The following is a 21,789-nucleotide window of genomic DNA, read 5'->3' as shown; positions in this document are numbered from 1 at the left end:
TTAGCAATGGGCCGACGATCGAAGCCGCCTGCCGGAAGGAATACAACGCTTACGGTTTCAGCGTCCACCGGTATTCGGCATCGCCCGCTTGCAATGCCAAGGGCACCCCCTGTAACCAATACGGCTGCTGGTCCATATAAAACTCGGACAGCGGATGACCGGACTGGCCGCCTGGCATATGCAGAATGCCGTCTTGCCAATGCCCCGGCGAGACCACCAAGCGCTCGCTGGCGGCAAAATTGGCGCCGGCCACCCGGACGCAATATCCGGTGCAACCGGCCAGCGTCTGCTCCGGCATGTTCAAAAACGCCGCCAGAAACGGCATCGCCTTACTGAACGGATGCGCATACGCGGCCCTGTTCTGCGAACCCCAGGTCAGATCGGCCAATTTTTTGCCGGGATTGCGCGCCAACAATTTGCCGGCAGCGGCTTGCAGTTGGGCTGCGACAAAGTCATCCCAATCCCGATACCGAGCGGCGTCCGGCAACAGGGCCGGATCGGCAGCGCTCAGCAAGGCCTGCAGCGGCGTATCGACGTAATTCCAGGCGTAGCTGAACTCGGGATCGGCTTGTTTGCAAGCGGCCAGAAACGGCGGAATTACCGCTTCGATCAGTTGTTTGCGAAACTCGACCAATAACGGCAACCCCAAACTGTCGGCATCGGCACGGCCGTTCCAGGCCAGCAAATAAGCGCGAATCGCCGCCGTTTCGGCTTGCGCGGCCGGATCGATACCATTAAGCGCGTGCAAGGCCAGTTGCCGGTAGTAACCGAAAAACTCGGATTCGGTATCCAATTGCAGATTGAACAGCGACCATTCGTCATGCAATGCCGTCTGCCGCAGTTTTTGCGAAATCCGGAACGCCCGGTAACCGTTGGCGAACTGATGGCCGATCACGACAGGATAGTCGGCACCGAACCGGCGCTCGTTGGCCGAGGCCAGAAAGCCCTGCGTCGGGTCCAGGTTGCGCGGCATCCGTTCCGGCGGCAAATAGCCGCTCCAACCGGTATTGCCGTCGGCCCAGGAGGTACTGACCGAACCGTCGCCGCCGAAGCGCAACGGAATTTTGCCGGTCAAAGTCCAGGCGATCCGGCCGCTGTTATCGGCAAACAGCACGTTCAGCTGCGGCACACCGGCGCGGTTGGCGATGGCCAAGGCCTGCTCGAGGTTTTGGCTCTGCTCCAATTCCAGCCATTCGGTATTGACCGCTTCCGTGTCCAGCGCCGCCCAGCGAATCGCGACCGGCCGGCCCAGCAAAGGCTTGTCCGCGACCGGGCCCCAGCGGGTTTCGCGGACCACCAATTCGCGTTCGCCGCCGCCTTTGATTCGAATCGTCTCCCGGCGTTGCTCGAAAGCGCGCCAGCCGTCGCCGTCGCGGTACTGTCCGGCATGCTCCGGATCGGTTTCGAGTTGGACCAAATCCAGAAAATCGCCGCCGAGATTGGTCACCCCCCAGGCCAAATAGCGGTTGCTGCCGGCGATCAGAAACGGCGTACCGGGCAAGTTGACGCCGACCGCTTCCACGCCCGGATACGCCAGCTCGATCCGGTACCAGATATTGGGGACGTTGATGCTCAAATGCATGTCATTGGCCAAAATTGCCCGACCATCCGCGGTTTTGCGGCCGCTGACCGCCCAGGCATTGGAGCCGGCCAGGCTTTCGCCGGCAGCGGCGTCGGCCAATTGCGGCCCAACGCTTCCAGTCTGCGCCAACAGCGGCTGCAAGATTGCGGCGGGCACCGGCTGCGATGGCCGCAAAGAGGCTCCCGCTTGCAATAGTTGATCGGTATAGCGGTCGGTATCCGGCGTGAAAAAAGCGACGGCGGCCGCAGGCAAGCTGCGTTGCATCACGCTCAACATCCGCTCGCTCTGCTCGGCGCGCGCGGTCAGCGTTTCGAACATGCCGAACATCATCAGCAAGCAATCCTCGGCCTGCCAGAGTTCCGGACTGTAACCGAGGGCGCCGAACTCGAACGGTAACACCCTGGCTTGCATCAGATAGCTGTTGACCCCGTCGGCGTAAGCTTGCAAATACTCGCGGTGCGTGACCGGCAATGCCGCAAAAACACGGCCGGCGCGGAGCTTAAAACCGTAAATCCGGGCCTGCTTGTCGCTGTCGAAGGCCTTGTCGCCGAAGACTTCGGCCAAACGACCGGCATTCTTACGCCGCATCAAATCCATTTGAAACAAACGGTCGCGGGCGGTGACATAACCCAGCACCCGCACCGCGTCGGTCCGACTAGCGGCATGAATCGAAGGAATACCGTGCAGGTCGGTTGCGACCGCCGCCGGCGCCGCCAACTGCGGCAAGCGGCGCTCCCCATCCAGCGCCGGCAACGAACTATGCAACCAGGCGTAGCCCAGGCCGCTAATCCCCAACAACAATGCCGCCCCTGCACTGGCCAAATTGACCCAGATTTTTTTAGCTTTAGCCATGCCTAACCGCTCCCGTCGAAATCGCAGAGGGTTTTACCCGAGATTCGGACAAACGGCAACGGCCGCTGCAGTTACGGCAATTTCGGACGGGCTGCCGCTAAGGAATCCGTATTACGCCACTACTCCCACTCAATCGTCGCCGGCGGCTTACCCGAAATATCGTAAGTCACCCGCGAAATCCCCGGCACTTCGTTGATGATGCGACGGGAAACCAAGTCCAGGAAGTCGTACGGCAGATGCGCCCAGCGGGCGGTCATGAAGTCGATGGTTTCCACGGCACGCAGGGCGACGACGTAGTCGTATTTGCGGCCGTCGCCCATCACGCCGACCGATTTGACCGGCAGAAAGACCGCGAAGGCTTGGCTGACTTTGTCGTACAGGCCGTGATTGCGCAGTTCGGCAATGAAGATGTCGTCGGCGCGGCGCAGCAGGTCGGCGTAGGATTTTTTGACTTCGCCGAGGATGCGCACGCCCAGGCCGGGACCGGGGAAGGGGTGGCGGTGGATCATGTCGGCGGGTAGGCCCAGTTCCAAGCCGAGTTTGCGCACTTCGTCCTTGAACAGTTCGCGCAGCGGTTCGACCAGTTTCAAGGTCATGTTTTCCGGCAGGCCGCCGACGTTGTGATGCGATTTAATCAAATGCGCCTTGCCGCTCTTGGCGCCGGCCGACTCGATCACGTCCGGATAGATGGTGCCTTGCGCCAGCCATTTGGCGTCGGTCAGTTTGCCGGCTTCCTGGTCGAAGATTTCCACGAACAGGCCGCCGATGATTTTGCGTTTTTGTTCCGGATCGTTGACGCCGGATAGCGCGCTCATATAGCGGGCTTCGGCATCGACCCGGATCACTTTGATGCCCATATGCTGAGCGAACATCGCCATCACCTGGTCGCCTTCGTGCAGACGCAGCAGGCCGGTATCGACGAAGACGCAGGTCAGTTGTTCGCCGATGGCGCGATGCAGCAACGCGGCGACTACCGAGGAATCGACACCGCCGGATAAGCCGAGAATAACTTGGTCATTGCCGACTTTTTCCCGCACCGCTTTGATGCTGTCTTCGATGATATTACTGGAATTCCATAGCGCCGCGCAGCCGCAGATGTCCAATACAAAACGACTGAGGATGCGGCCGCCCTGCTTGGTATGGGTGACTTCCGGGTGGAATTGCAGCGCGTAGAAATTGCGCTCTTCGTCGGCGATGCCGGCAATCGGCGCGCCGTCCGAGCTGGCGATTAGTTTAAAACCTGCCGGCAGTTCAACCACGCGGTCGCCGTGGCTCATCCACACGTCCAATAGGCCAAAGCCTTCCGCCGAGACCTGGTCTTCGATTTCCTTGAGCAGTTTCGAGTGGCCGCGGGCGCGGATTTGGGCGTAACCGAATTCGCGGTGGTCGGACGATTCGACCTTGCCGCCCAATTGTTCGGCCATGGTCTGCATGCCGTAGCAAATACCCAGCACCGGTACGCCCAGTTCGAACACGGCTTGCGGTGCGCGCGGAGTGTCGCTGCTGGTCACGGTCTCCGGGCCGCCGGACAGGATGATGCCCTTGGCGCCGAAGTTTTTGACCTCTTCGTCGCTGCTGTCGCAGGAATAGATTTCGCAGTACACGCCGATTTCGCGGATGCGGCGGGCGATCAGTTGCGTATATTGCGAACCGAAGTCGAGGATCAGGATTTTGTCGGAATGGATGTTGGCGGCGGCAGGATTCGTCACGGTGTAACCTTCGATGATGCTGGAGAGGCCTTAACCGGTTAAGGCCTGTTTGTGGCTATTGGCGCGGTCGGCTGTCACAGCAGCCGATGCTCGCGATAAAGTTGATCGAGCAAGGCTTTACTGTCGGCGACTTGCTGACTCAAGTTGCGCTCGGCAATGGTACGTTGCAACTTTTTCACAAATCGCAAATACGGCGCCGCCCGCATGTAATGGCGCAAATTGGTATGGCCTTTGACGACGGCACTGATCCGCTCGGCATTGCCCGGCAATCGCCAATCCGTTGCGGCAGCGGCGGCGGCAGGCTGGAAGAACATGGTCAGATTGCCGCCGTCCGCCGACAGCAAATGGCCGACCGCGTGCAGGCCGGCTTTTTCGCCCATTTTCTGCAGCGTCTGCACATTGAAGTTGAACAAATGCGCTTCGTGGAAACTGCTGGCCGGCGATTGGCACACCGCTTCGACATTCGGTACTTCCACGACCAAGGTCGCGTCGGGTTTCAGCAGCTTGCGCAAAAAGCCGAGTACCGAACCAGGGTCCGCGGTGTGTTCCAGTACATGCCAGATCGTGATCAAGTCGAAGCTGGCTTCGGTAAAGTCGCCGTCCTGGACAAAGCCGACCTGCAAGTTCAACTGGTACTGGGCTTTGGAGTATTCGGCATAGCCTTTATTCGGTTCGATACCTTGAATGTCGTGGCCCAAGGCCTGCATCAGGTAAGCGAACTCACCGCCGCCGGTGCCGACATCGAGCATGGTCTTCCGGCTTTGTAGCAAATGCTTGATCTTGTCGTGACGTTCAATCGCCACTCGGCCGGCACGCAATATGTGTTTGGCTTGCGGCGCGTAGGTCTTTTTGTAGTCCAGCCGGTACTCTTCTTCGTAAAACTGGCGCGGATCGTGCGGAAACGGATCGCTCCAGACTAAGCCGCACTGGTCGCAGATCACGGTGCGCAATTGGGCGCCGCTTCGGCTACGCATGGACAGTACGCTGACATGGTGATTGCCGCATAAATTGCAGGGGGTCGAAGAAGTTTCTGACATTGCGCTTACGAGGTTGTGAGGGTTGAGATTCGCACCGGACCGGCTTGGGTCCGGTGCGCAAACCGGCGCGGCCGGTTTAGTTCATATGGTAATTGGGCGCTTCTTTGGTAATCGTCACGTCATGGACGTGGCTTTCACGCATGCCGGCGTTGGTCACGCGCACGAACTGGGCGTTTTCCCGCATATCGGCGATGGTGCTGTTGCCGGTATAGCCCATACTGGAACGCACGCCGCCGAGTAACTGGTGGATGATGGCCAACACACTGCCTTTATACGGCACCCGGCCTTCGATGCCTTCCGGCACCAGTTTTTCGACCTGCTCGGTGTCTTCCTGAAAGTAGCGGTCGCTGGAACCTTGTTGCTGAGACATGGCTCCCAACGAGCCCATGCCGCGATAGGATTTATAGGAGCGGCCCTGGAACAGTTCGACTTCGCCCGGCGCTTCCTCGGTACCGGCGAACAGACCGCCCAGCATCACGGCATATGCGCCGGCCGCCAGAGCCTTGGCGACATCGCCGGAATAGCGGATACCGCCGTCGGCGATCAGCGGCACACCGGTGCCTTTCAACGCGGCGGCTACGTTCGCGACCGCGGTGATTTGCGGCACACCGACGCCGGCGACGATGCGGGTGGTGCAAATCGAGCCGGGACCAATACCCACTTTGACGCCGTCGGCGCCGGCTTCGACCAGGGCTTTGGCCGCGGCGGCGGTGGCGATGTTGCCGCCGATGACTTGCACGTGCGGAAAGTTTTGTTTGACCCAGCGCACCTTGTCCAGCACGCCCTGGGAATGGCCGTGGGCGGTATCGACGATGATGACGTCGACGCCGGCTTCCACCAAAGCCGCGACCCGCTCGCCGGTATCGGTTCCGGTACCAACCGCAGCACCGACCAGCAAGCGCTCCTGTTCGTCCTTGCAGGCTTGTGGGTTATCTTTGGCTTTCTGGATGTCCTTGACCGTGATCATGCCGCGCAAATGAAAGGCATCGTTAACGACCAACACCTTTTCAATGCGGTGGGTATGCAATTTCTCGATCACTTCTTTATGGCTGAACGATTCGTTTACCGTCACCAGTTTGTCTTTCGGCGTCATGATCTGGCTGATCGCCACCTCCAGCCGGGTTTCGAACCGCAAATCGCGGCTGGTGACGATACCGACCAGCTCTTCGCCGTCGACGACCGGCACGCCGGAGATGTTTTTCGCCCGGGTCAATTCCAATACTTCCCGCACCGTGACATTGGGCGATACCGTAATCGGATCCTTGATGACACCGCTCTCGTATTTTTTCACCCGTCTGACTTCCGCCGCCTGTTGTTCGACGGTCATGTTTTTATGAATGATGCCGATGCCGCCTTCCTGAGCGATCGCAATCGCCAAGCGGGCTTCAGTGACGGTGTCCATCGCCGCCGACACCAGCGGGATATTCAATTTGATTTTGCGGGTGAGCTGAGTTTTCAACTCGACTTCGCGCGGCAGCACGCTGGAATGGGCGGGGATCAATAAGACGTCGTCAAAGGTGAGAGCTTCTTGAATGATTTGCATAAATCACACCTGGGGGCTAATCGTGGATAAGCCAGCCATTGTACAACTTTACTGAGGTTCCTAAAAACCCGAAATAGTCAAGGACTTACTCGCCCCGGCTGTTTTGCGCCGAAAGCGCCGCAGCAATCGCATGATATTCCGCCATTTTGGGACGATGCAGGAATATGCCCAAGGCATGCATCGTGCTGAATATGTATAAGGTATTGAAGCCGTCGCCCAACACAATCATGATCGGGCCGAACAGGCCGACCCATTCGATCAAGGCCTGGCTGACGGTTACCGTTGTGAAATAGCGTTGCCCCGCACTTCTCGGGCCGGGCATGGTCTGGTTCAGCCGCAGCAAGACATGCTTGGTCAGATTGGTCAACGGAAACAATACGATCGCGACGCCGTACAACACGCTGCGCAGCAACACGCGGCGCTCTTCGCTGACCGCGATCTGCAGCTCAGCCCCCCAGACATGGCAAACAACATTGTAAACAATCAGCATGAGCAGCATCGCGGCGCAGACCAGCCAATGGCTGCGCAGAGCGGTGGACGGCAACGGGGAGGTGACGGACATTAAACACTCCTGTCGAGGCGATTACGGTAATCGCGCAGAATAACAACAAAGGCCACGAAATCGTAAGCCGCGTGGATCACGATCGGGGTCAGCAGATTGCGACCGCCGCCATAATCGAGCAGGGCTCCCAAATACAACCCCATCAGGAAAGCCAACAGCGCATACAAAGGCGTTACGGCGTGTACCAGGGCAAATACCACGTTGCTGCACAGCAGGCCGAGTTCGGCATTCCAGCGTAATTCCAGCCAGGGCTGCAAGAAGCCGCGAAACAGCGCCTCTTCGGCGAAGCCGGCGATACAAGCCAAAACCAGTAAGTCAGCCCAATGCCGGTCGCTCAACCTGGCGCCCAGAGTATCCAGTAGCAACTCGCGGATGGCTTGCAACGGCGGATACGCCAGACGTTGCAATGCAAAAAACAACAACAATAACGGCAAAGTCGCCAGCAACCCGATTGCCAGGGCACTTTCCGAAAAATACAAGTCCTGAAACGGATCGACATCGGCCAGCCAGCCGAACAGCACGGCCAAGCCGGCCAATGCCGACTCGAAATAACAAGCCGCGTTAAAAAAATTTTGGGTGGAGAACGGGCTGGTTTTCATCTGCGAAAGCGGTCTAGGTCGACAAGGGCTGAAAATTCTAAACAAAAACCGTTAGAATTGGCAGGGTTACATCAGGAGCGGCAAACATGAACTGCTTTATTTACAAAAGCCTGAAGAAGGACGAACTTTACCTTTACTTGGATAAAAAAGACGATTTTTCGGCCGTGCCGGAACAACTCTACAAAAGCTTTGGCCGGCTCGAATTCGTCATGGAGCTTGAATTGACGCCGGAACGCAAGCTGGCGCGCGCCGACTCGGCCAAAGTCATCGCCAGTCTGCAGGCCAAAGGCTTCTTCGTGCAGATGCCGCCGGCGCTGTTCTCCCCGGTCCAGCCTGCTGCGGCCCGGCAACTACACTGAAAGCGAGCTAGCCAACTTAATCCGTGCTAACATGCCGCCATTCGGCCGCCAGGGCCTTTTTGCACTTATCCGGATACGTAACACATGTCAGACAATTCATTCGCACTCGAAGAAGACGCCAAGTCTAAAGGCATACTCTGGGGTTTCGGTACGCTGATAGGCATCGTCGTTGTGGTCATGTTGATTTTAGGCGAATGGTGGAGCCGTGAGCCCGAGCAATTTAACGTTCAGGATGAAGCGATCGAACGCATGAATGTGACCCATACCGACCAGATGCCGATCGGTTACGTTTACGCCAATACGCTGGCCCACATCGCCGACGTCATTCTGTTCAAAGCCGGCGGCTACCTGTCCAACGACGTCGCGCCTCCCGGCCTGTTTTGCGACAACATCCAAAGTTTCGAATACGGCGCACTGGTCATGCTGCGCGACGGTACCACCGCCTTACGCAACCACTTTGCCAGAGACCAATCGCAATCGGCGGAAGACCCGGATTTAGCCAAAGCGGAGCCTTACTTCTACTACGAACGCAATTCCTGGGCCTTGCCGTCCACCGAGTCCGAATATATTAAAGGTATCGAGGCATTACATGCCTATATGTCGCGGCTGCAAAATCCGACTTCGACCTCGAGAGCAGCCCAGTTCCATTCCCGCGCTGACAACTTGTGGCAATATACCGAAGTCGTGATCAAGCGCCTGGGCGGTCTGTCGACCCGTCTCGCCGCCAGTACCGACAAATTTGCCGGCGCTGCGCACGGCGACCCATCGAATCCGGTCGACATCAACATGCCGACCATCGGCCAGACGCCTTGGATGGAAATCGACAACGTATTCTACGAAGCGCGCGGTTCCTGCTGGGCCTTGCTACACATCCTGAGAGCCATCAAACACGACTTTTCCGACATTCTGTTGGACAAACGGGCGATGAACACGCTGGATAACATGATTCAGGCGCTGGAAAATGCGTTGACGCCGACTTTAAGTCCGGTGGTTCTGAACGGCGACGGTTTCGGCGTGTTTGCCAACTATTCGCTGGCCATGGCCAACTACATTGCCCGCGCCAATGCGGCCGCACTGGACTTGCGCGACGTGATGAACAGAGGTTAAAACCACGACCATGCAAGAACAGATCAACGAGAATTTGAAAAAAATCGAAACCTGGAAACGGGTGATCTTCATGCTGGTTTTCGCTGCGATAGACAGTTTGGTCAAACTGCTGTTGTGGCTGGTGATTTTGCTGCAGGTAGGTTCGGTACTGTTTACCGGTGCGGCCAACGCCAACATCCTCAGTTTCGGCCGCAGCCTGTCGACCTACCATTACCATATCCTGCTGTTTTTAACTTTCAATACCGAGCAATTGCCGTTTCCGTTTTCCGATTGGAACGAAACCGCCAAGCTGGAGCAGCTCGACAAACCGTAAACGCCGATGGACGACCGTCCGCGCAAAATCATCCACATCGATATGGATGCGTTTTACTCAGCGGTCGAACAACGCGACCATCCGCAATACCGGAACAAGCCTATCATCGTCGGCGGCAGACCCGATTCGCGTGGCGTGGTGGCCACCTGCAGCTACGAAGCCCGCCAGTTCGGCGTACGTTCGGCCATGCCTTCCGCCCACGCCTACCGGCTCTGTCCGCAGGCGATCTTTGTCAAGCCGCGTTTCGACGCCTACCGGGAGGCCTCGGCCCTCGTCCGCGACGTTTTCGCCCGCTATTGCGACTGTGTCGAGCCGCTATCTCTGGACGAAGCCTATCTGGACGTCAGCGATTCTGAGCTTTACCAAGGCTCGGCCACGTTATTGGCCAAGCAAATCAAACAAGACATCCTGAAACAAACCCGCCTGATCGCATCGGCCGGCATTTCTTACAATAAATTTCTGGCCAAACTCGCCTCGGATATGGGGAAGCCGGACGGACTGTACCTGATTCCTCCGGAACAAGGCCCCGAATTCGCCGAGAAACTGGACATCGGCCGGTTTCACGGCATCGGTCCGGCCACCGAACAGAAAATGCGCGATTTAGGGGTCAATACCGGCAAGGACTTGAAAGCCGTACCATTGGCAATCTTGCACCAACATTTCGGCAAGGCCGCCCGGCATTATTTCAACATTGCCCGCGGCATCGATTTGCGCCCGGTTCGCGCCGACCGGGTTCGCAAGTCGGTCGGCGTGGAAACCACCTTCGAACAGGATTTGGCCGATCTCGCCTCGATTCAGCGGCAGTTGCAGGCTCTGATGCGCACCGCGTTGCAGCGCTTGGCCGAGAAAGGCCTGACCGCCTACACCCTGACGGTAAAAATCAAATTCCAGAACTTCGTGCAAATCACCCGCAGCCGCACCCTAAACGAGCCGGTCGCCGATAACCCGGCATGTGCATTGCTGCTGACCGAGTTAATCAAAAACACTCCGGTGGGTTCCAGTAAAGTCCGTTTGCTTGGCGTAACCCTATCCGGCTTGGATAACGAAGCCCCTCACGCTAAGCCTTATCGGCAGTTGGATTTATTCGATTATTCGGAAGCGACAAAGACTTTTTAAAACCCGGCATAGACCAGCGCTCATAGAGTTAAAACTTCGCTGCAGTCCGTTTGGAATTTATCGCCAAGCCCAGTGCGCCAACTCCAAACAGCACAAACGGTGCCGGTAAAGGCACTATCGTGATGGGGGCTGTTCCCAGTACGCTGCTAGCGGCAATCGATATGTGTCCGGATCGAACAAGCACCACATCACCACCGCCTTTCAGCTTCAATTCTCCGCTGATATTCCGAATCCCCGCTCCGGCACTGCCTCCAGTGATGTTGGCGCCAGGCTGTACGAAGACAGCACCAGAGCCATTGAGATCGAATTGCTGCCAAAACAGTTGACGACCGGGCTTGACGCCGATTTGATCCGATAGTCGCGGATAGGAAATCGATAACGACGGCACTGGCGAAGTTTGTGAGTGGTCAAGCGCGGCTTGGGCCGAACTACAAAATAAACCCAAACCAGATATTAACAAATGAAGGGCGCGCATCGTTTCTCCTCTCTAACGGCTTGACTATATCGTAGCAAGCAATTAAGTCATTTCCGTGACATCGAGCAGGAATTGGAGCGTATCGACTAAGAGCCCATACAGGCAACCGAAAAACCGAATCAATCGATCGCAATCTCGTCGCTCGCCTTATCCGGCGAGCTGTTGATAGCCGCGTCTGATGGCCTGAGCCAGCTCATGCACCGCCATCGCGTAATGGGTGCTGTGGTTGTAGCGGGTAATCACGTAGAAATTCGGGTGTCCCAATAAATATTCATCGGAGTTTTGGTGCCTGAGCAACAACAATCGGAGCGGATAATCGCAGCCGCAATTGCCGGCCGGTTCGATACCGGCTTGCAGCAATGTACCCAGCGGATATTCGCGATCGATACCCGGCTCCAAACTATCGATACCGCTGTAGCTGCCGCGAGTGTTACTAACTACCGGCTGCTCGCTACGCCAGCCGTGCTGGGCAAAATAATTGGCGACACTGCCGATCGCGTCCTGGGGGTTCCATAAGTCACGCCGACCGTCGCCATTGAAATCCACCGCCCATTGCAAAAAGCTGCTGGGCATGAATTGGCCCAGCCCCATCGCCCCGGCGAAGGAGCCGACCGGCTTGGCGGGATCGATGCCTTCGCCCCGGGTCATCACCAGAAAACTCTCCAGCTCGCTACGAAAAAATTCGCCGCGGCGCTGGTAATCGAAACCCAGCGTGGTCAGCGCATCGATCACCCGGTGATTGCCGACGAAGCCGCCGAAGGTGGTTTCCACCGCCAGAATACCCAGAATGTATTCCGCCGGAACGCCGTATTGTCGGCTGGCACGCTGCAAAGCGTTCTGGTGCGCCCGCCAGAACGCCACGCCGGCATCAATATGGCGGGCATCCAGAAATTGGGAACGGTAACGGGTCCAGCCGCCTTTGCTGGGCTTGCCTTTTAAACCTTGGTCGGACTTGGCCAGATAATCCAAGGTCCATTGTTTGCGTTTGGCTTGCGAGAACAGACCGTTCAAATATTCCCGATCGAAGCCGTGCTTTTGCACCATCTGCTCGATAAATTGAGCCAATGCCGGATAAGCGGCGTAATCGCCGCTTATCGCAGCGGCCCGATAGCTGCCAATGCTGGCATAGGGCCTAAGGTCGGGCTGGACCTTGACCGATTGGCTGGGCGGATTGGGTTTGACCGGTGCCGACGTTCGCAGTTGGCTACGCGGCGGCTCGGAAGCACAGCCGCATAGAAGTGTGGCCAACGCTGCGGCAGCGGCAAATTTGAGTATCGAATTCGGTGGGGCTAAGTCTGGCAAAACGGCTAAATCCGGGGTTTATTTATAAAGGCTGCCTCCGTCTTCGTCGCTTTCGGCCAACGTCATGCCGGCGGTTTCGAAATTGACGTTCTCGGCGCCCAATTTGATCATCAGGCGGACTTCGTTGCGGGAGTCGGCAGCGTGCAGAGCATCTTCGTAACTAATTTTACCGGCTGTGTACAGATCGTAAAGCGCCTGGTCGAAAGTTTGCATGCCATGCTCGCGCGAGCTCTTCATCAATTCTTTTAATTTATGCACCTCGCCCTTACGAATCAAATCGGCGACTAGCGGCGTATTCAACAGAATTTCGATGGCGGGATAACGGCCTTTGCCATCAGCACGCTGAATCAATTGCTGAGCGACGATGCCGCGCAAATTCAAAGACAAGTCCATGAACAACTGGCTGTGCATGTCTTCCGGGAAAAAGTGCAGGATGCGGTCTATGGCCTGGTTGGCGTTGTTGGCGTGCAAGGTACAGACGCACAGGTGGCCGGTCTCGGCAAAGGTTATCGCGTGTTGCATGGTCTCGCGGGTCCTGACCTCGCCGATTAGAATCACGTCCGGCGCTTGACGCAGTGTGTTTTTCAAAGCGACTTCGAACGATTCGGTATCCAGACCCACTTCGCGCTGGGTAATGATACAGCCCTGGTGGGGGTGAATGAACTCGATCGGATCTTCGATGGAAATGATGTGGCCGCTGCTGTTTTCGTTGCGGTGGCGGATCAAGGCCGCGAGCGAGGTCGATTTACCGGTGCCGGTCGCACCGACGAACATGACCAAGCCGCGCTTGTGCATGATCAATTCCTTCAACACCGGCGGCAGATGCAACTCTTCCGCAGTCGGAATCGTGGTTTCGATCCGGCGCAACACCATGCCGGCCGAATCGCGCTGGGTGAAGGCGCTGACCCGGAACCGGCCCAGACTGTGCGCGCTTAACGCGAATTGGCATTCCTTGGTGTTTTCGAATTCGTCGCGCTGGCGTTGCGACATGATGCCGAGCACCAGCTTCAGGGTTTGTTCGCTGGTCAGCGACGTCTTCGAGACTTCGACGACTTTGCCGTTGACTTTCATCGACGGCGGCCGCCCGGCGGTAATGAATAAATCCGACGCCCGTTTTTCCACCATCAATGCCAATAGCGCGGTAAAGTCCATCAGGCCTCCTCGTTCATCAGCGGAACATGTCTTTATTGACGGCCCGAGTCATCGCCGCCTTGGCGGTAATCAGGCCCTTGTCGACCAGCTCTTTCAGGTTTTGGTCCAGCGTCTGCATGCCGTCCTTGCGCCCGGTCTGAATCGCCGAATACATCTGCGCCACCTTGGCTTCACGGATCAGGTTGCGGATCGCCGGGGTACCGACCATGATCTCATGCGCAGCGATCCGGCCGCCGCCGACCTTCTTCAGCAGTGTTTGCGAAATAACCGCCTGTAACGACTCGGACAACATGGCCCGGATCATGTCTTTCTCGGCCGCCGGGAACACGTCGATGATCCGGTCTATGGTCTTGGCGGCCGAAGTGGTGTGCAAGGTGCCGAACACCAAGTGGCCGGTTTCGGCCGCAGTCAGCGCCAGACGAATGGTTTCCAAATCGCGCATCTCGCCGACCAGGATGATGTCCGGGTCTTCCCGCAACGCCGAGCGCAAGGCTTCGTTGAAACCCAGCGTATCGCGATGCACCTCGCGCTGGTTAATCAGCGATTTCTGGCTTTCGTGAACAAACTCGATCGGATCTTCGACCGTGAGGATGTGGGCGTAATCGTTGTTGTTGATGTGGTTGATCATCGCCGCCAACGTGGTGGATTTACCGGAACCGGTCGGTCCGGTCACCAAAATCAAACCGCGCGGCTTGGTACACAGCTCCTGAAAAAACTTGGGCGCATCCAGCTCTTCCAGGGTCAAGACTTTCGACGGAATGGTCCGGAATACCGCGCCGGCACCGCGATCCTGATTGAAGGCGTTGACCCGGAATCGGGCTACCCCCGGCAAGGCAAACGAAAAGTCGGTTTCCAGAAACTCCTCGTAATCGCGGCGCTGCTTGTCGTTCATGATGTCGTAAATCAGCGCGTGCACTTCCTTGTGGTTCAGGGCCGGGATGTTGATCCGGCGAATGTCGCCGTCCACCCGGATCATCGGCGGCAAGCCGGCGGAAAGGTGCAAGTCGGAAGCTTTATTCTTGACGGAGAACGTCAACAGTTCGGCGATATCCATGGTCGATTCTCAATGGTGAAAATGTCGCTGCCAAGAATAGTACACATCCGGAAACTGGCAGCCGGCAAAGCCGATTTTTCCGGGGCAGAGTCTTCAGACAGCCGTTTGCCGCAGGAGACTCGGCCGGATTGCCGGCCCACCGGCGGGCGTTGAGCGCTAGCGCGGCGACGGCATTAGATTCCCTCCAGAATGCTTTTCTTCTTCTCTGCATATTCCTCGGCGGTGATCAATTCCGCCTCGAACATTTTCTTCAGTTGCGCCAGTTTTTCCATCGGGTCGGCTGCCGCTGCCTGGGCGGGCGCGGGCGATGCAGCGGCTGGGGTGTTCATCGCTTGCGCCAGATTTTGGCCAAAACTGATGCCGGCGCCCAAGCCCATTCCGACTCCGGCGCCGCCGCCTTCGTTGCGGGCGGCTTCGCGCATCGCTTCCAGTTGCTGGATCCGGGCGTAATCCAGACCGACTTCCTTGGCCGCCTGGGCCTCGGCGGTCATATCGGCGATGCGATTGACGCGCTTGAGGGTTTCCTCGTCGAAGTCGGTGCCTTCGATCCGAAAATCGGTGATGGTAAAACCGAGATCGGCGAACTGCGGCAATAATTTTTGCAGCACGCCGGCGGCGATTTCCTCGCGGTTGGTGTCGATATCCAGATAACCGAAACGGCTGGTCGCCAGAAAATCCGCCAACGGCTGGCTGAGGCGGGCGACAATCACGTTGCGCAATTGGTCGGTGGTAAACAGGTTTTGCTCGCCGACCACGTTGACGAAGAACTGCGCCGGTTCGGCCAAACGGTAACTGTAATTGCCGAAAGCTCTCAAACCGACCGGGAATTTGTAGGTCGGGTCCAGATATTTGATCTGCGAGCTGGTGCCCCATTTCTGATCCAGAATCACAGTCTTGCGATAGAAATAAATCCCGACCTTGAACTGGCTTTCGAAGAACTGCATGAAGCTGGCAATCGTGGTCCAGAACGGGATGTTATCGGTTTGCAGGTTGTAGGAGCCTTCGCTGTCGAATACCGCTTGCACCTTGCCGCGGTAGACGAATATGCAACCCTGGCCGGGGCCGACGATCAGTGTCGAGGCGTTCTTGATTTCGTCGCCGTTGTCGCTCCATTGTTGGAACAGCGCATTGGGCGCCGGATTTTGCCATTCGATGACCGAACGCAATTGGCGTTGCAAACCGTCGAAAAGTCCCATGAGAGTCTCCTGTGGATTTTTGAATTGGGTGTCCGATGGCGCGTCGCGCCACCGCCGCCATCAGATCGGCACACTCCCGGTGAACAACACCATTCTGCAAAACGACTAGACTTAGCCGCAGAACGGATTTGCCTGCCATGCCCCGGCCGCAACCGAGGCTATTAGAAGTACCAAGCGGCAACTCTGAGTATAGATCAAGCTGGAACAAGCCTATGAAACAGTATTTGGCGCCGGCCTACCAAAGCCGGCTGTGGGACGCGATCAAAAGCCTGGAAAACGGTTCGCAGGCCGAAGCGGTAGTGGTGTTTCGCGCCCGATCCGGCGACTATGCCGCGGTACCGTTGCTATGGGGCTTGGCCGCGGCCTGGTTGGCTTTCACCCTGATAATGTACGCGCCGGTTTATTTCGAGAATTGGCTGGTCTATTACGCGCCGCTGGCGATGTTTGCGCTCGCCTATGGCGTCGGTTCGCTGCCGGCGGTCAAACGCTGCAGCGTCAGGCGGTCGACGCGGGACAAGCGCGTCGAAATCATGGCCAGAGCCATTTTCCAGAAAGGCGGGATTCAACATACTCGGGACAAAACCGGCTTTCTGGTGTATTGCTCGTTGCTGGAACGGCGGGTGTTTCTGTTGCCGGACCGCGGCTTGGAGCTGGCCATCCCGCTTGCGATATGGCAGGAATTGCAAAGCGAGTTCGACCGGATCTTCGCCGAGCGCCAACCGGAACAGTGTCTGCTGCAGGCGCTGGAAAAAACGGCTGCCGCGTTCGCCCGCTACCTGCCGGTGCGCGCTGGCGACATCAACGAACTGCCGGACCGGCTGGATATCGACCTATGAAAAAGTGGCTATTGCTCCTGGCACTGGCCGGTCTGGCCATTTCTCCACCGTTGCCGGCCCGGCCAGGCGGCGGTCATTCCAGCAGCTCGCACAGTTCGTCGAGTTCGCACAGCTCCGGCGGCTGGTCGCATTCCGGCTCCAGTTGGAGCACGCACGACAGCTCCGGCAGCTCGTCCGGCAGCGCCCATCCGATGTCGTCGCTGGAAGCCTTGATTTTGTTCATCATCATCGTCGTGATTGTTATCATCGTGCTTCGCAGCCAAGCCGGGGCTAGGAGCATGGTGACGGCCCCGCCGGCGCAATACCGCGCCCAACGCCAACAAAGCATTGCCGAGCAAATCGCGGCATTGAAACAGGCCGGCGCCAATTTCTCCGCGGTGGTGTTTTTGGATTTCGCCCATTCGCTCTACTGCAAATTCTACGAATATTCCACCAAGCCGGAGTTCAGCTACCTGTCGCCGTTCTTGAGCGCCGAGTTGCAAGGCCATTTCCAACGCTCGCAACCCTGGACCGTCAGCGAAATCGTCGTCAACAGTCTGCGTTGGCTGGAGATCAAAACTGCCGGCAGCGATACCGACACGATTACCGTCGAATTCGACGCCAATTACACCTTGGATTTGCAGGACCAGCGTTCGCGCTATGCCGTGGTCGAGCGCTGGCAGTTTTACCGGCGCAAAGGCCTGTTATCGGGGGAACCGGAGAAAATACAAAGCGTGAACTGTCCGCAATGCGGCGCGCCGGCCCATTTCACCGACGCCGGCGTCTGCGGTTATTGCGGCGCCAGCGTGCAAAAGGGCGACGCGCAGTGGTGCCTGGGCAAAAGGGTCGTGGTCGCCACCCATGCGGTGCCGGCTGTGGAAGGACTGGCGGCGTACGCCGAAGAGCAGGGCACGCAAGCCATCACGGTCAAGCAAGCCGACCTGATCGAACAGATGAACCGCTGGCAGCAGCGTTACGGCATCGGCGAGTGGCAGCAATTCTGGTTGCCGTTCGAGAACGACGTGGTACGCAATTATTTTGCGGCGATATACGGCCACTGGAGCCGGCGCGACTGGCAGGCGGCGCGGCACCTGTTATCGGACCGGCTCTACGAAACCAATGCCTTCTGGCAGAAAATGTATGTCGAACGCGGCTGGTTCAACCGACTGGAGCATCTGCGTATCGAGCAAATCGTGCTGGCGAAAATCGACAGCGACAAATTTTACGAGGCCATCACGGTACGCATCTTCGCCGCCTGTAACGACTACACCGAAGACGCCGCCGGCAAGATCGTCGGCGGTTCGAAAACATCGCTCAGGCGTTTTTCAGAATACTGGACCTTCGTCCGCCGTAGCGGTAAGGAGCGCCAAGACAAACCCTACAGCCTGAGCCAATGCCCCAGCTGCGGCGCGCCGGCCGACAACATGGGCCAAAGCGGCGAATGCGGTTACTGCGGCAGCAAAATCAGCACCGGCCAATTTTCCTGGGTGTTGTTTCTGATCGAACAGGACGAAGTGTATTGCGGTTAAAGTGAGCGCCGTTTGAAATAGACGTTTGCAGCCGCAAACACCTTATGAACTCTTGAGCAAGCCGGCTTTGCGAGCGCAGCAATGCGGTGTTAAAATCCGCGCGCCGATTTGCCTGCAGTGAAGCAGGCGATTCGCGTCAACGGGGACGCTGGATGGCTGGTTTGCAAGGTTACGCTTTCGTCCCTCGCTTTGTTAAAATCCGCCGACTTTTTGCCCCGCGGCCGCCTGCTTGCAACCAGGACCAACCGCCGCCCGTTCCAATGCCGCCGGATTTAACACTATGCCGCTCCCACCGCTCGAAACCCTATTCCGCCGCGAAGTCCTCGCGCTGTCGGCGTATCATGTCGCCGACGCCAGCAATTACATCAAACTCGACGCGATGGAAAACCCCTATTCATGGCCGGATGAAATCCAACAAACCTGGCTGGAGCATCTGAAATCCTGTCCGCTGAACCGCTATCCGGATCCGGAAGCGAAGGACTTGGCCGCAGCACTACGTCGCAGCAACGCCATTCCGGAAGACTCCGCCATTTTGCTCGGCAACGGGTCCGACGAAATCATTCAAATCCTGCTGATGGCCCTGCCCAATACAGCTGCCGTGTTGGCACCCGAGCCCGGCTTTGTTATGTATAAGCAAATCGCCCTCAGCCTGGGTTTGCGCTACCGCGGCGTGCCGTTATTGGCAGAAAGCTTCGATCTGGATTTGCCGGCGATGCTGGCCACCATCGAAACCGAACAACCGGCCGTAATTTTCCTGGCCTATCCCAATAATCCGACCGGCAATCTGTTCGATCCGGCGGCTATCGAAGCGATCCTGGCCGCTGCGCCGGGCGTGGTGGTGGTGGACGAGGCCTATGCGCCGTTTGCCGACGCCAGCTTCATCGAACAGTTGCCGCAACACGACAATCTATTGGTAATGCGCACGGTTTCCAAACTGGGCCTGGCCGGTTTGCGGCTGGGATTTCTGGCCGGCCCGCCCGCCTTGCTGGCACAACTGAACAAAGTCCGGCTGCCTTACAACATCAACTGCCTGACCCAGGCCACTGCATGTTTTGCGCTGGACCATCCGCAGTTTCTATTGGACCAAACCCAACTGATTCGCGAACAGCGCGGCATTGTCATGCAGGCCTTACAAACCATGGATTCGGTCAAAGCTTACCCCAGTGCGGCCAATTTCATTTTATTCCGCACGCTGACGAAACCGGCGGATGCGGTCTTTGCCGGTTTGAAACAGCAAGGCGTGCTGATCAAGAACCTGTCCCCGCAGGGCGGAATGTTGGAAAACTGCTTGCGGGCGACGATAGGCAAACCGGAGGAAAACCAGGCCTTTTTGCAGGCCCTGAATGCCGCGCTGGCCTAGGCCGATAAGCGCCGCAGCCCCCGCGCAATAACAGTTTCAATAAACACGGCCAGTAAGGTATATTTGCCGGACAATTATAAAAATTGATGTAGCTCTAAAAAATACATCGTCACGCAACAGGAGTATGTTTTATGAATCAAGAAGGCGTCGATACGTCAAAGCGCCAATTTCTGACCTCGGCGCTGTCGGTGGTTGGAGCCGTGGGTGCCGGATATCTGGCGGTGCCCTTCCTCTCGCAAATGCAGCCCAGCGCCAAAGCCATGGCGGCAGGCGCACCGGTCGAGGTCGACATCAGTAAAATGGAGCCCGGCCAATTGATCCGGGTGGCTTGGCGCGGCAAACCGGTATGGGTCCTGAACCGTACTCCGGAAGTGTTGACGACGCTGGCCACGCTGGACAGCAAACTGGCCGATCCGGTGTCCAACGAATCCCTCCAACCCGAGAACAGCAAAAACTCGGTGCGCTCGATCAAGCCGGAAGTTTTTGTCGCGATCGGACTGTGCACTCATTTGGGCTGCTCGCCCACCTTCCGCCCGGAAATCGCCCCCGCCGATTTGGGTAACGACTGGAAAGGCGGTTTCTTCTGCCCCTGCCACGGCTCCTGGTTCGATTTGGCCGGTCGCGTATTCCGCGGCGTACCCGCGCCGACCAATCTGGAAATTCCGCCCTACCGGTATGAAACCGACAATCTGATCGTCATCGGCGAAGACAGCGAGGCTAAAGCAGCATGAAGCAAAAAATGAATCAATACAGCGACTGGCTGTTGGAGCGGTTTCCACTCTCCGATTTGTGGAACGAACACATGGCGCATTACTACGCGCCGAAAAATTTTAATATCTGGTACTTTTTCGGCTCGCTGGCGCTGCTGGTACTGGTCAACCAGTTCGTCACCGGCATTCTGCTGACGATGAACTACAAACCGGACGCCAAACTGGCGTTCGACTCGGTCGAATACATCATGCGCGATGTCAACTGGGGTTGGCTGGTGCGCTACATGCACTCCACCGGCGCCTCGGCGTTCTTCATCGTGGTCTATCTGCACATGTTCCGCGGCTTGGTTTACGGCTCGTTCAAGCAACCGCGCGAGCTGATCTGGATCTTCGGCATGCTGATTTTCGTCTGCCTGATGGCCGAAGCCTTCATGGGCTATCTGCTGCCATGGGGTCAGATGTCCTACTGGGGCGCACAGGTAATCATCTCGCTGTTCAGCGCAATCCCGGTGATCGGCGACGAATTGTCGCTGTGGATACGCGGCGACTACGTGGTCTCCGATGCGACGTTGAACCGCTTCTTCGCCTTTCACGTCATTGCCGTGCCGCTGGTGTTGCTGATCCTGGTATTCCTGCACATCGTCGCACTGCACGAAGTCGGCTCTAACAACCCGGACGGCGTCGAGATTAAGAAAAACCTGAACTGGAAAGGCAACCCGGTCGACGGCATTCCGTTCCATCCCTACTACACCGTCAAGGATATCGTCGGCGTCGGCGTGTTCATGTTCTTCTTTGCGACGGTAATTTTCTACATGCCGGAAATGGGCGGCTTCTTCCTGGAACACGCCAACTTCATTCCGGCCGACCCTTTAAAAACGCCGGAACATATCGCCCCGGTCTGGTATTTCACCCCGTTCTACGCAATTTTGCGTGCGGTGCCGGATAAGTTCGCCGGCGTCATCGCCATGGGCGGCGCCATCGTCGTGCTGTTCATGCTGCCTTGGCTGGACCGTAGCCCGGTCAAATCCATCCGCTACCGTGGCGGCCTGTTCAAAAAAGCGGTGCTGTTGTTCGTCATCGCCTTCGTAGGCCTGGGCTATCTGGGTACGCAACCAGCCACACCCGGCGCCACAATGGTAGCCCGGGTATTAACTGCGGTTTATTTCGGCTTCTTCCTGTTGATGCCGTTATACACCCGCTGGGAAAAAACCAAGCCGGTACCGGAGCATCTGACTCCGCAACCGACGCTGGAAGACCGGATTCCGGCCGTCAAGGCATTGATCGAAGAAGTGGTGGAGGTCCGTCAGGTTCCCGATAATTTGGGCGGTACGATTCCGAAAAAAGGCCCGAACTGGTCCGGTATTCAAGCCGTGCTGATTCGTTTTGCAAAGAACCTGAAAAAGAGCCTGGACTAAGC

The 21,789-nt window shown here is 57.5% G+C and carries 20 protein-coding genes; 9 read left to right on the top strand and 11 right to left on the bottom strand.

The genetic code is table 11. From position 1 onward, the window contains the following. Window positions 1–49: 49 nt before the first annotated feature. The 6 genes from PL263_RS16050 to PL263_RS16025 all read right to left on the bottom strand — a co-directional run bounded on the left by PL263_RS16050 (window position 50) and on the right by PL263_RS16025 (window position 7,884). Window positions 50–2,434 carry a penicillin acylase family protein gene (locus PL263_RS16050; RefSeq protein WP_278210310.1) on the bottom strand — a complete coding sequence of 795 codons (2,385 nt, stop codon included), beginning with the start codon at window positions 2,432–2,434 and terminating at the stop codon, window positions 50–52. A gap of 119 nt (window positions 2,435–2,553) precedes the next feature. Continuing rightward, window positions 2,554–4,143 carry a glutamine-hydrolyzing GMP synthase gene (gene guaA / locus PL263_RS16045; RefSeq protein WP_278210308.1) on the bottom strand — a complete coding sequence of 530 codons (1,590 nt, stop codon included), beginning with the start codon at window positions 4,141–4,143 and terminating at the stop codon, window positions 2,554–2,556. Between the two features lie 74 nt (window positions 4,144–4,217). After that, on the bottom strand, window positions 4,218–5,180 hold the full coding sequence (locus tag PL263_RS16040) for a class I SAM-dependent methyltransferase (RefSeq protein WP_278210307.1): 963 nt from the start codon (window positions 5,178–5,180) through the stop codon (window positions 4,218–4,220). A gap of 76 nt (window positions 5,181–5,256) precedes the next feature. Next, the gene (gene guaB / locus PL263_RS16035) at window positions 5,257–6,723 is read right to left on the bottom strand and encodes an IMP dehydrogenase (RefSeq protein ID WP_278210305.1); all 1,467 of its coding nucleotides are present in this window, start codon (window positions 6,721–6,723) and stop codon (window positions 5,257–5,259) included. A gap of 85 nt (window positions 6,724–6,808) precedes the next feature. Beyond that, entirely contained in the window at window positions 6,809–7,285 is a 477-nt protein-coding gene (locus tag PL263_RS16030; protein WP_278210304.1) for a hypothetical protein, read from the bottom strand. After that, window positions 7,285–7,884 (bottom strand): CPBP family intramembrane glutamic endopeptidase, encoded by a 600-nt coding sequence (locus tag PL263_RS16025; RefSeq protein ID WP_278210303.1) that lies wholly within the window; start codon window positions 7,882–7,884, stop codon window positions 7,285–7,287. Before PL263_RS16025 ends, PL263_RS16030 begins: the two co-directional genes overlap by 1 nt. Before the next feature lie 86 nt (window positions 7,885–7,970). Here PL263_RS16025 and PL263_RS16020 point away from each other — a divergent pair, with 86 nt between their 5' ends. The 4 genes from PL263_RS16020 to dinB all read left to right on the top strand — a co-directional run bounded on the left by PL263_RS16020 (window position 7,971) and on the right by dinB (window position 10,779). Further along, complete coding sequence (locus tag PL263_RS16020) at window positions 7,971–8,243, top strand: YcgL domain-containing protein (RefSeq protein WP_278210302.1); 273 nt, start codon at window positions 7,971–7,973, stop codon at window positions 8,241–8,243. Between the two features lie 84 nt (window positions 8,244–8,327). Continuing rightward, window positions 8,328–9,350, top strand: coding sequence for a DUF2333 family protein (locus tag PL263_RS16015; protein WP_140913468.1), 1,023 nt, complete (start codon window positions 8,328–8,330; stop codon window positions 9,348–9,350). A gap of 10 nt (window positions 9,351–9,360) precedes the next feature. Further along, on the top strand, window positions 9,361–9,663 hold the full coding sequence (locus PL263_RS16010) for a DUF4389 domain-containing protein (RefSeq protein ID WP_140913467.1): 303 nt from the start codon (window positions 9,361–9,363) through the stop codon (window positions 9,661–9,663). Window positions 9,664–9,669: 6 nt separating this feature from the next. Continuing rightward, window positions 9,670–10,779: a DNA polymerase IV gene (dinB, locus tag PL263_RS16005; RefSeq protein WP_278210301.1), complete on the top strand. Its 1,110-nt coding sequence runs from the start codon at window positions 9,670–9,672 to the stop codon at window positions 10,777–10,779. Between the two features lie 28 nt (window positions 10,780–10,807). On the opposite strand, the gene PL263_RS16000 is transcribed toward dinB, so the two are convergent. The 5 genes from PL263_RS16000 to PL263_RS15980 all read right to left on the bottom strand — a co-directional run bounded on the left by PL263_RS16000 (window position 10,808) and on the right by PL263_RS15980 (window position 15,958). Further along, window positions 10,808–11,254 carry a hypothetical protein gene (locus PL263_RS16000; protein WP_278210300.1) on the bottom strand — a complete coding sequence of 149 codons (447 nt, stop codon included), beginning with the start codon at window positions 11,252–11,254 and terminating at the stop codon, window positions 10,808–10,810. Between the two features lie 147 nt (window positions 11,255–11,401). Then, the gene (mltB, locus tag PL263_RS15995) at window positions 11,402–12,556 is read right to left on the bottom strand and encodes a lytic murein transglycosylase B (RefSeq protein ID WP_278210299.1); all 1,155 of its coding nucleotides are present in this window, start codon (window positions 12,554–12,556) and stop codon (window positions 11,402–11,404) included. Between the two features lie 18 nt (window positions 12,557–12,574). Further along, window positions 12,575–13,708 carry a PilT/PilU family type 4a pilus ATPase gene (locus PL263_RS15990; protein ID WP_278210298.1) on the bottom strand — a complete coding sequence of 378 codons (1,134 nt, stop codon included), beginning with the start codon at window positions 13,706–13,708 and terminating at the stop codon, window positions 12,575–12,577. A gap of 16 nt (window positions 13,709–13,724) precedes the next feature. After that, a complete protein-coding gene (locus PL263_RS15985; RefSeq protein WP_054759731.1) occupies window positions 13,725–14,762 on the bottom strand; it encodes a type IV pilus twitching motility protein PilT in 1,038 nt (345 codons plus the stop codon). Window positions 14,763–14,935: 173 nt separating this feature from the next. Further along, complete coding sequence (locus tag PL263_RS15980; protein ID WP_140913463.1) at window positions 14,936–15,958, bottom strand: SPFH domain-containing protein; 1,023 nt, start codon at window positions 15,956–15,958, stop codon at window positions 14,936–14,938. 212 nt (window positions 15,959–16,170) lie between these two features. Between PL263_RS15980 and PL263_RS15975 the strand changes: the two genes are divergently transcribed. From PL263_RS15975 to PL263_RS15955, 5 genes are all read left to right on the top strand, one after another. Continuing rightward, window positions 16,171–16,794: a hypothetical protein gene (locus tag PL263_RS15975; RefSeq protein ID WP_278210296.1), complete on the top strand. Its 624-nt coding sequence runs from the start codon at window positions 16,171–16,173 to the stop codon at window positions 16,792–16,794. Then, window positions 16,791–18,302, top strand: coding sequence for a TIM44-like domain-containing protein (locus PL263_RS15970; RefSeq protein ID WP_278210295.1), 1,512 nt, complete (start codon window positions 16,791–16,793; stop codon window positions 18,300–18,302). Before PL263_RS15975 ends, PL263_RS15970 begins: the two co-directional genes overlap by 4 nt. A 280-nt stretch (window positions 18,303–18,582) precedes the next feature. Next, window positions 18,583–19,662: a histidinol-phosphate transaminase gene (hisC, locus tag PL263_RS15965; protein WP_278210294.1), complete on the top strand. Its 1,080-nt coding sequence runs from the start codon at window positions 18,583–18,585 to the stop codon at window positions 19,660–19,662. A gap of 131 nt (window positions 19,663–19,793) precedes the next feature. Then, window positions 19,794–20,393 (top strand): ubiquinol-cytochrome c reductase iron-sulfur subunit, encoded by a 600-nt coding sequence (petA, locus tag PL263_RS15960; RefSeq protein WP_140913460.1) that lies wholly within the window; start codon window positions 19,794–19,796, stop codon window positions 20,391–20,393. Continuing rightward, the gene (locus PL263_RS15955; protein ID WP_278210293.1) at window positions 20,390–21,787 is read left to right on the top strand and encodes a cytochrome bc complex cytochrome b subunit; all 1,398 of its coding nucleotides are present in this window, start codon (window positions 20,390–20,392) and stop codon (window positions 21,785–21,787) included. Before petA ends, PL263_RS15955 begins: the two co-directional genes overlap by 4 nt. Window positions 21,788–21,789 lie beyond the last annotated feature (2 nt).

It is taken from the genome of Methylomonas sp. EFPC3, from assembly GCF_029643245.1.
GTDB lineage: Bacteria > Pseudomonadota > Gammaproteobacteria > Methylococcales > Methylomonadaceae > Methylomonas > Methylomonas koyamae_B.
The sequence above is the reverse complement of the archived record's forward strand: the minus strand, read 5'-3'. Positions and strand labels throughout refer to the sequence as shown.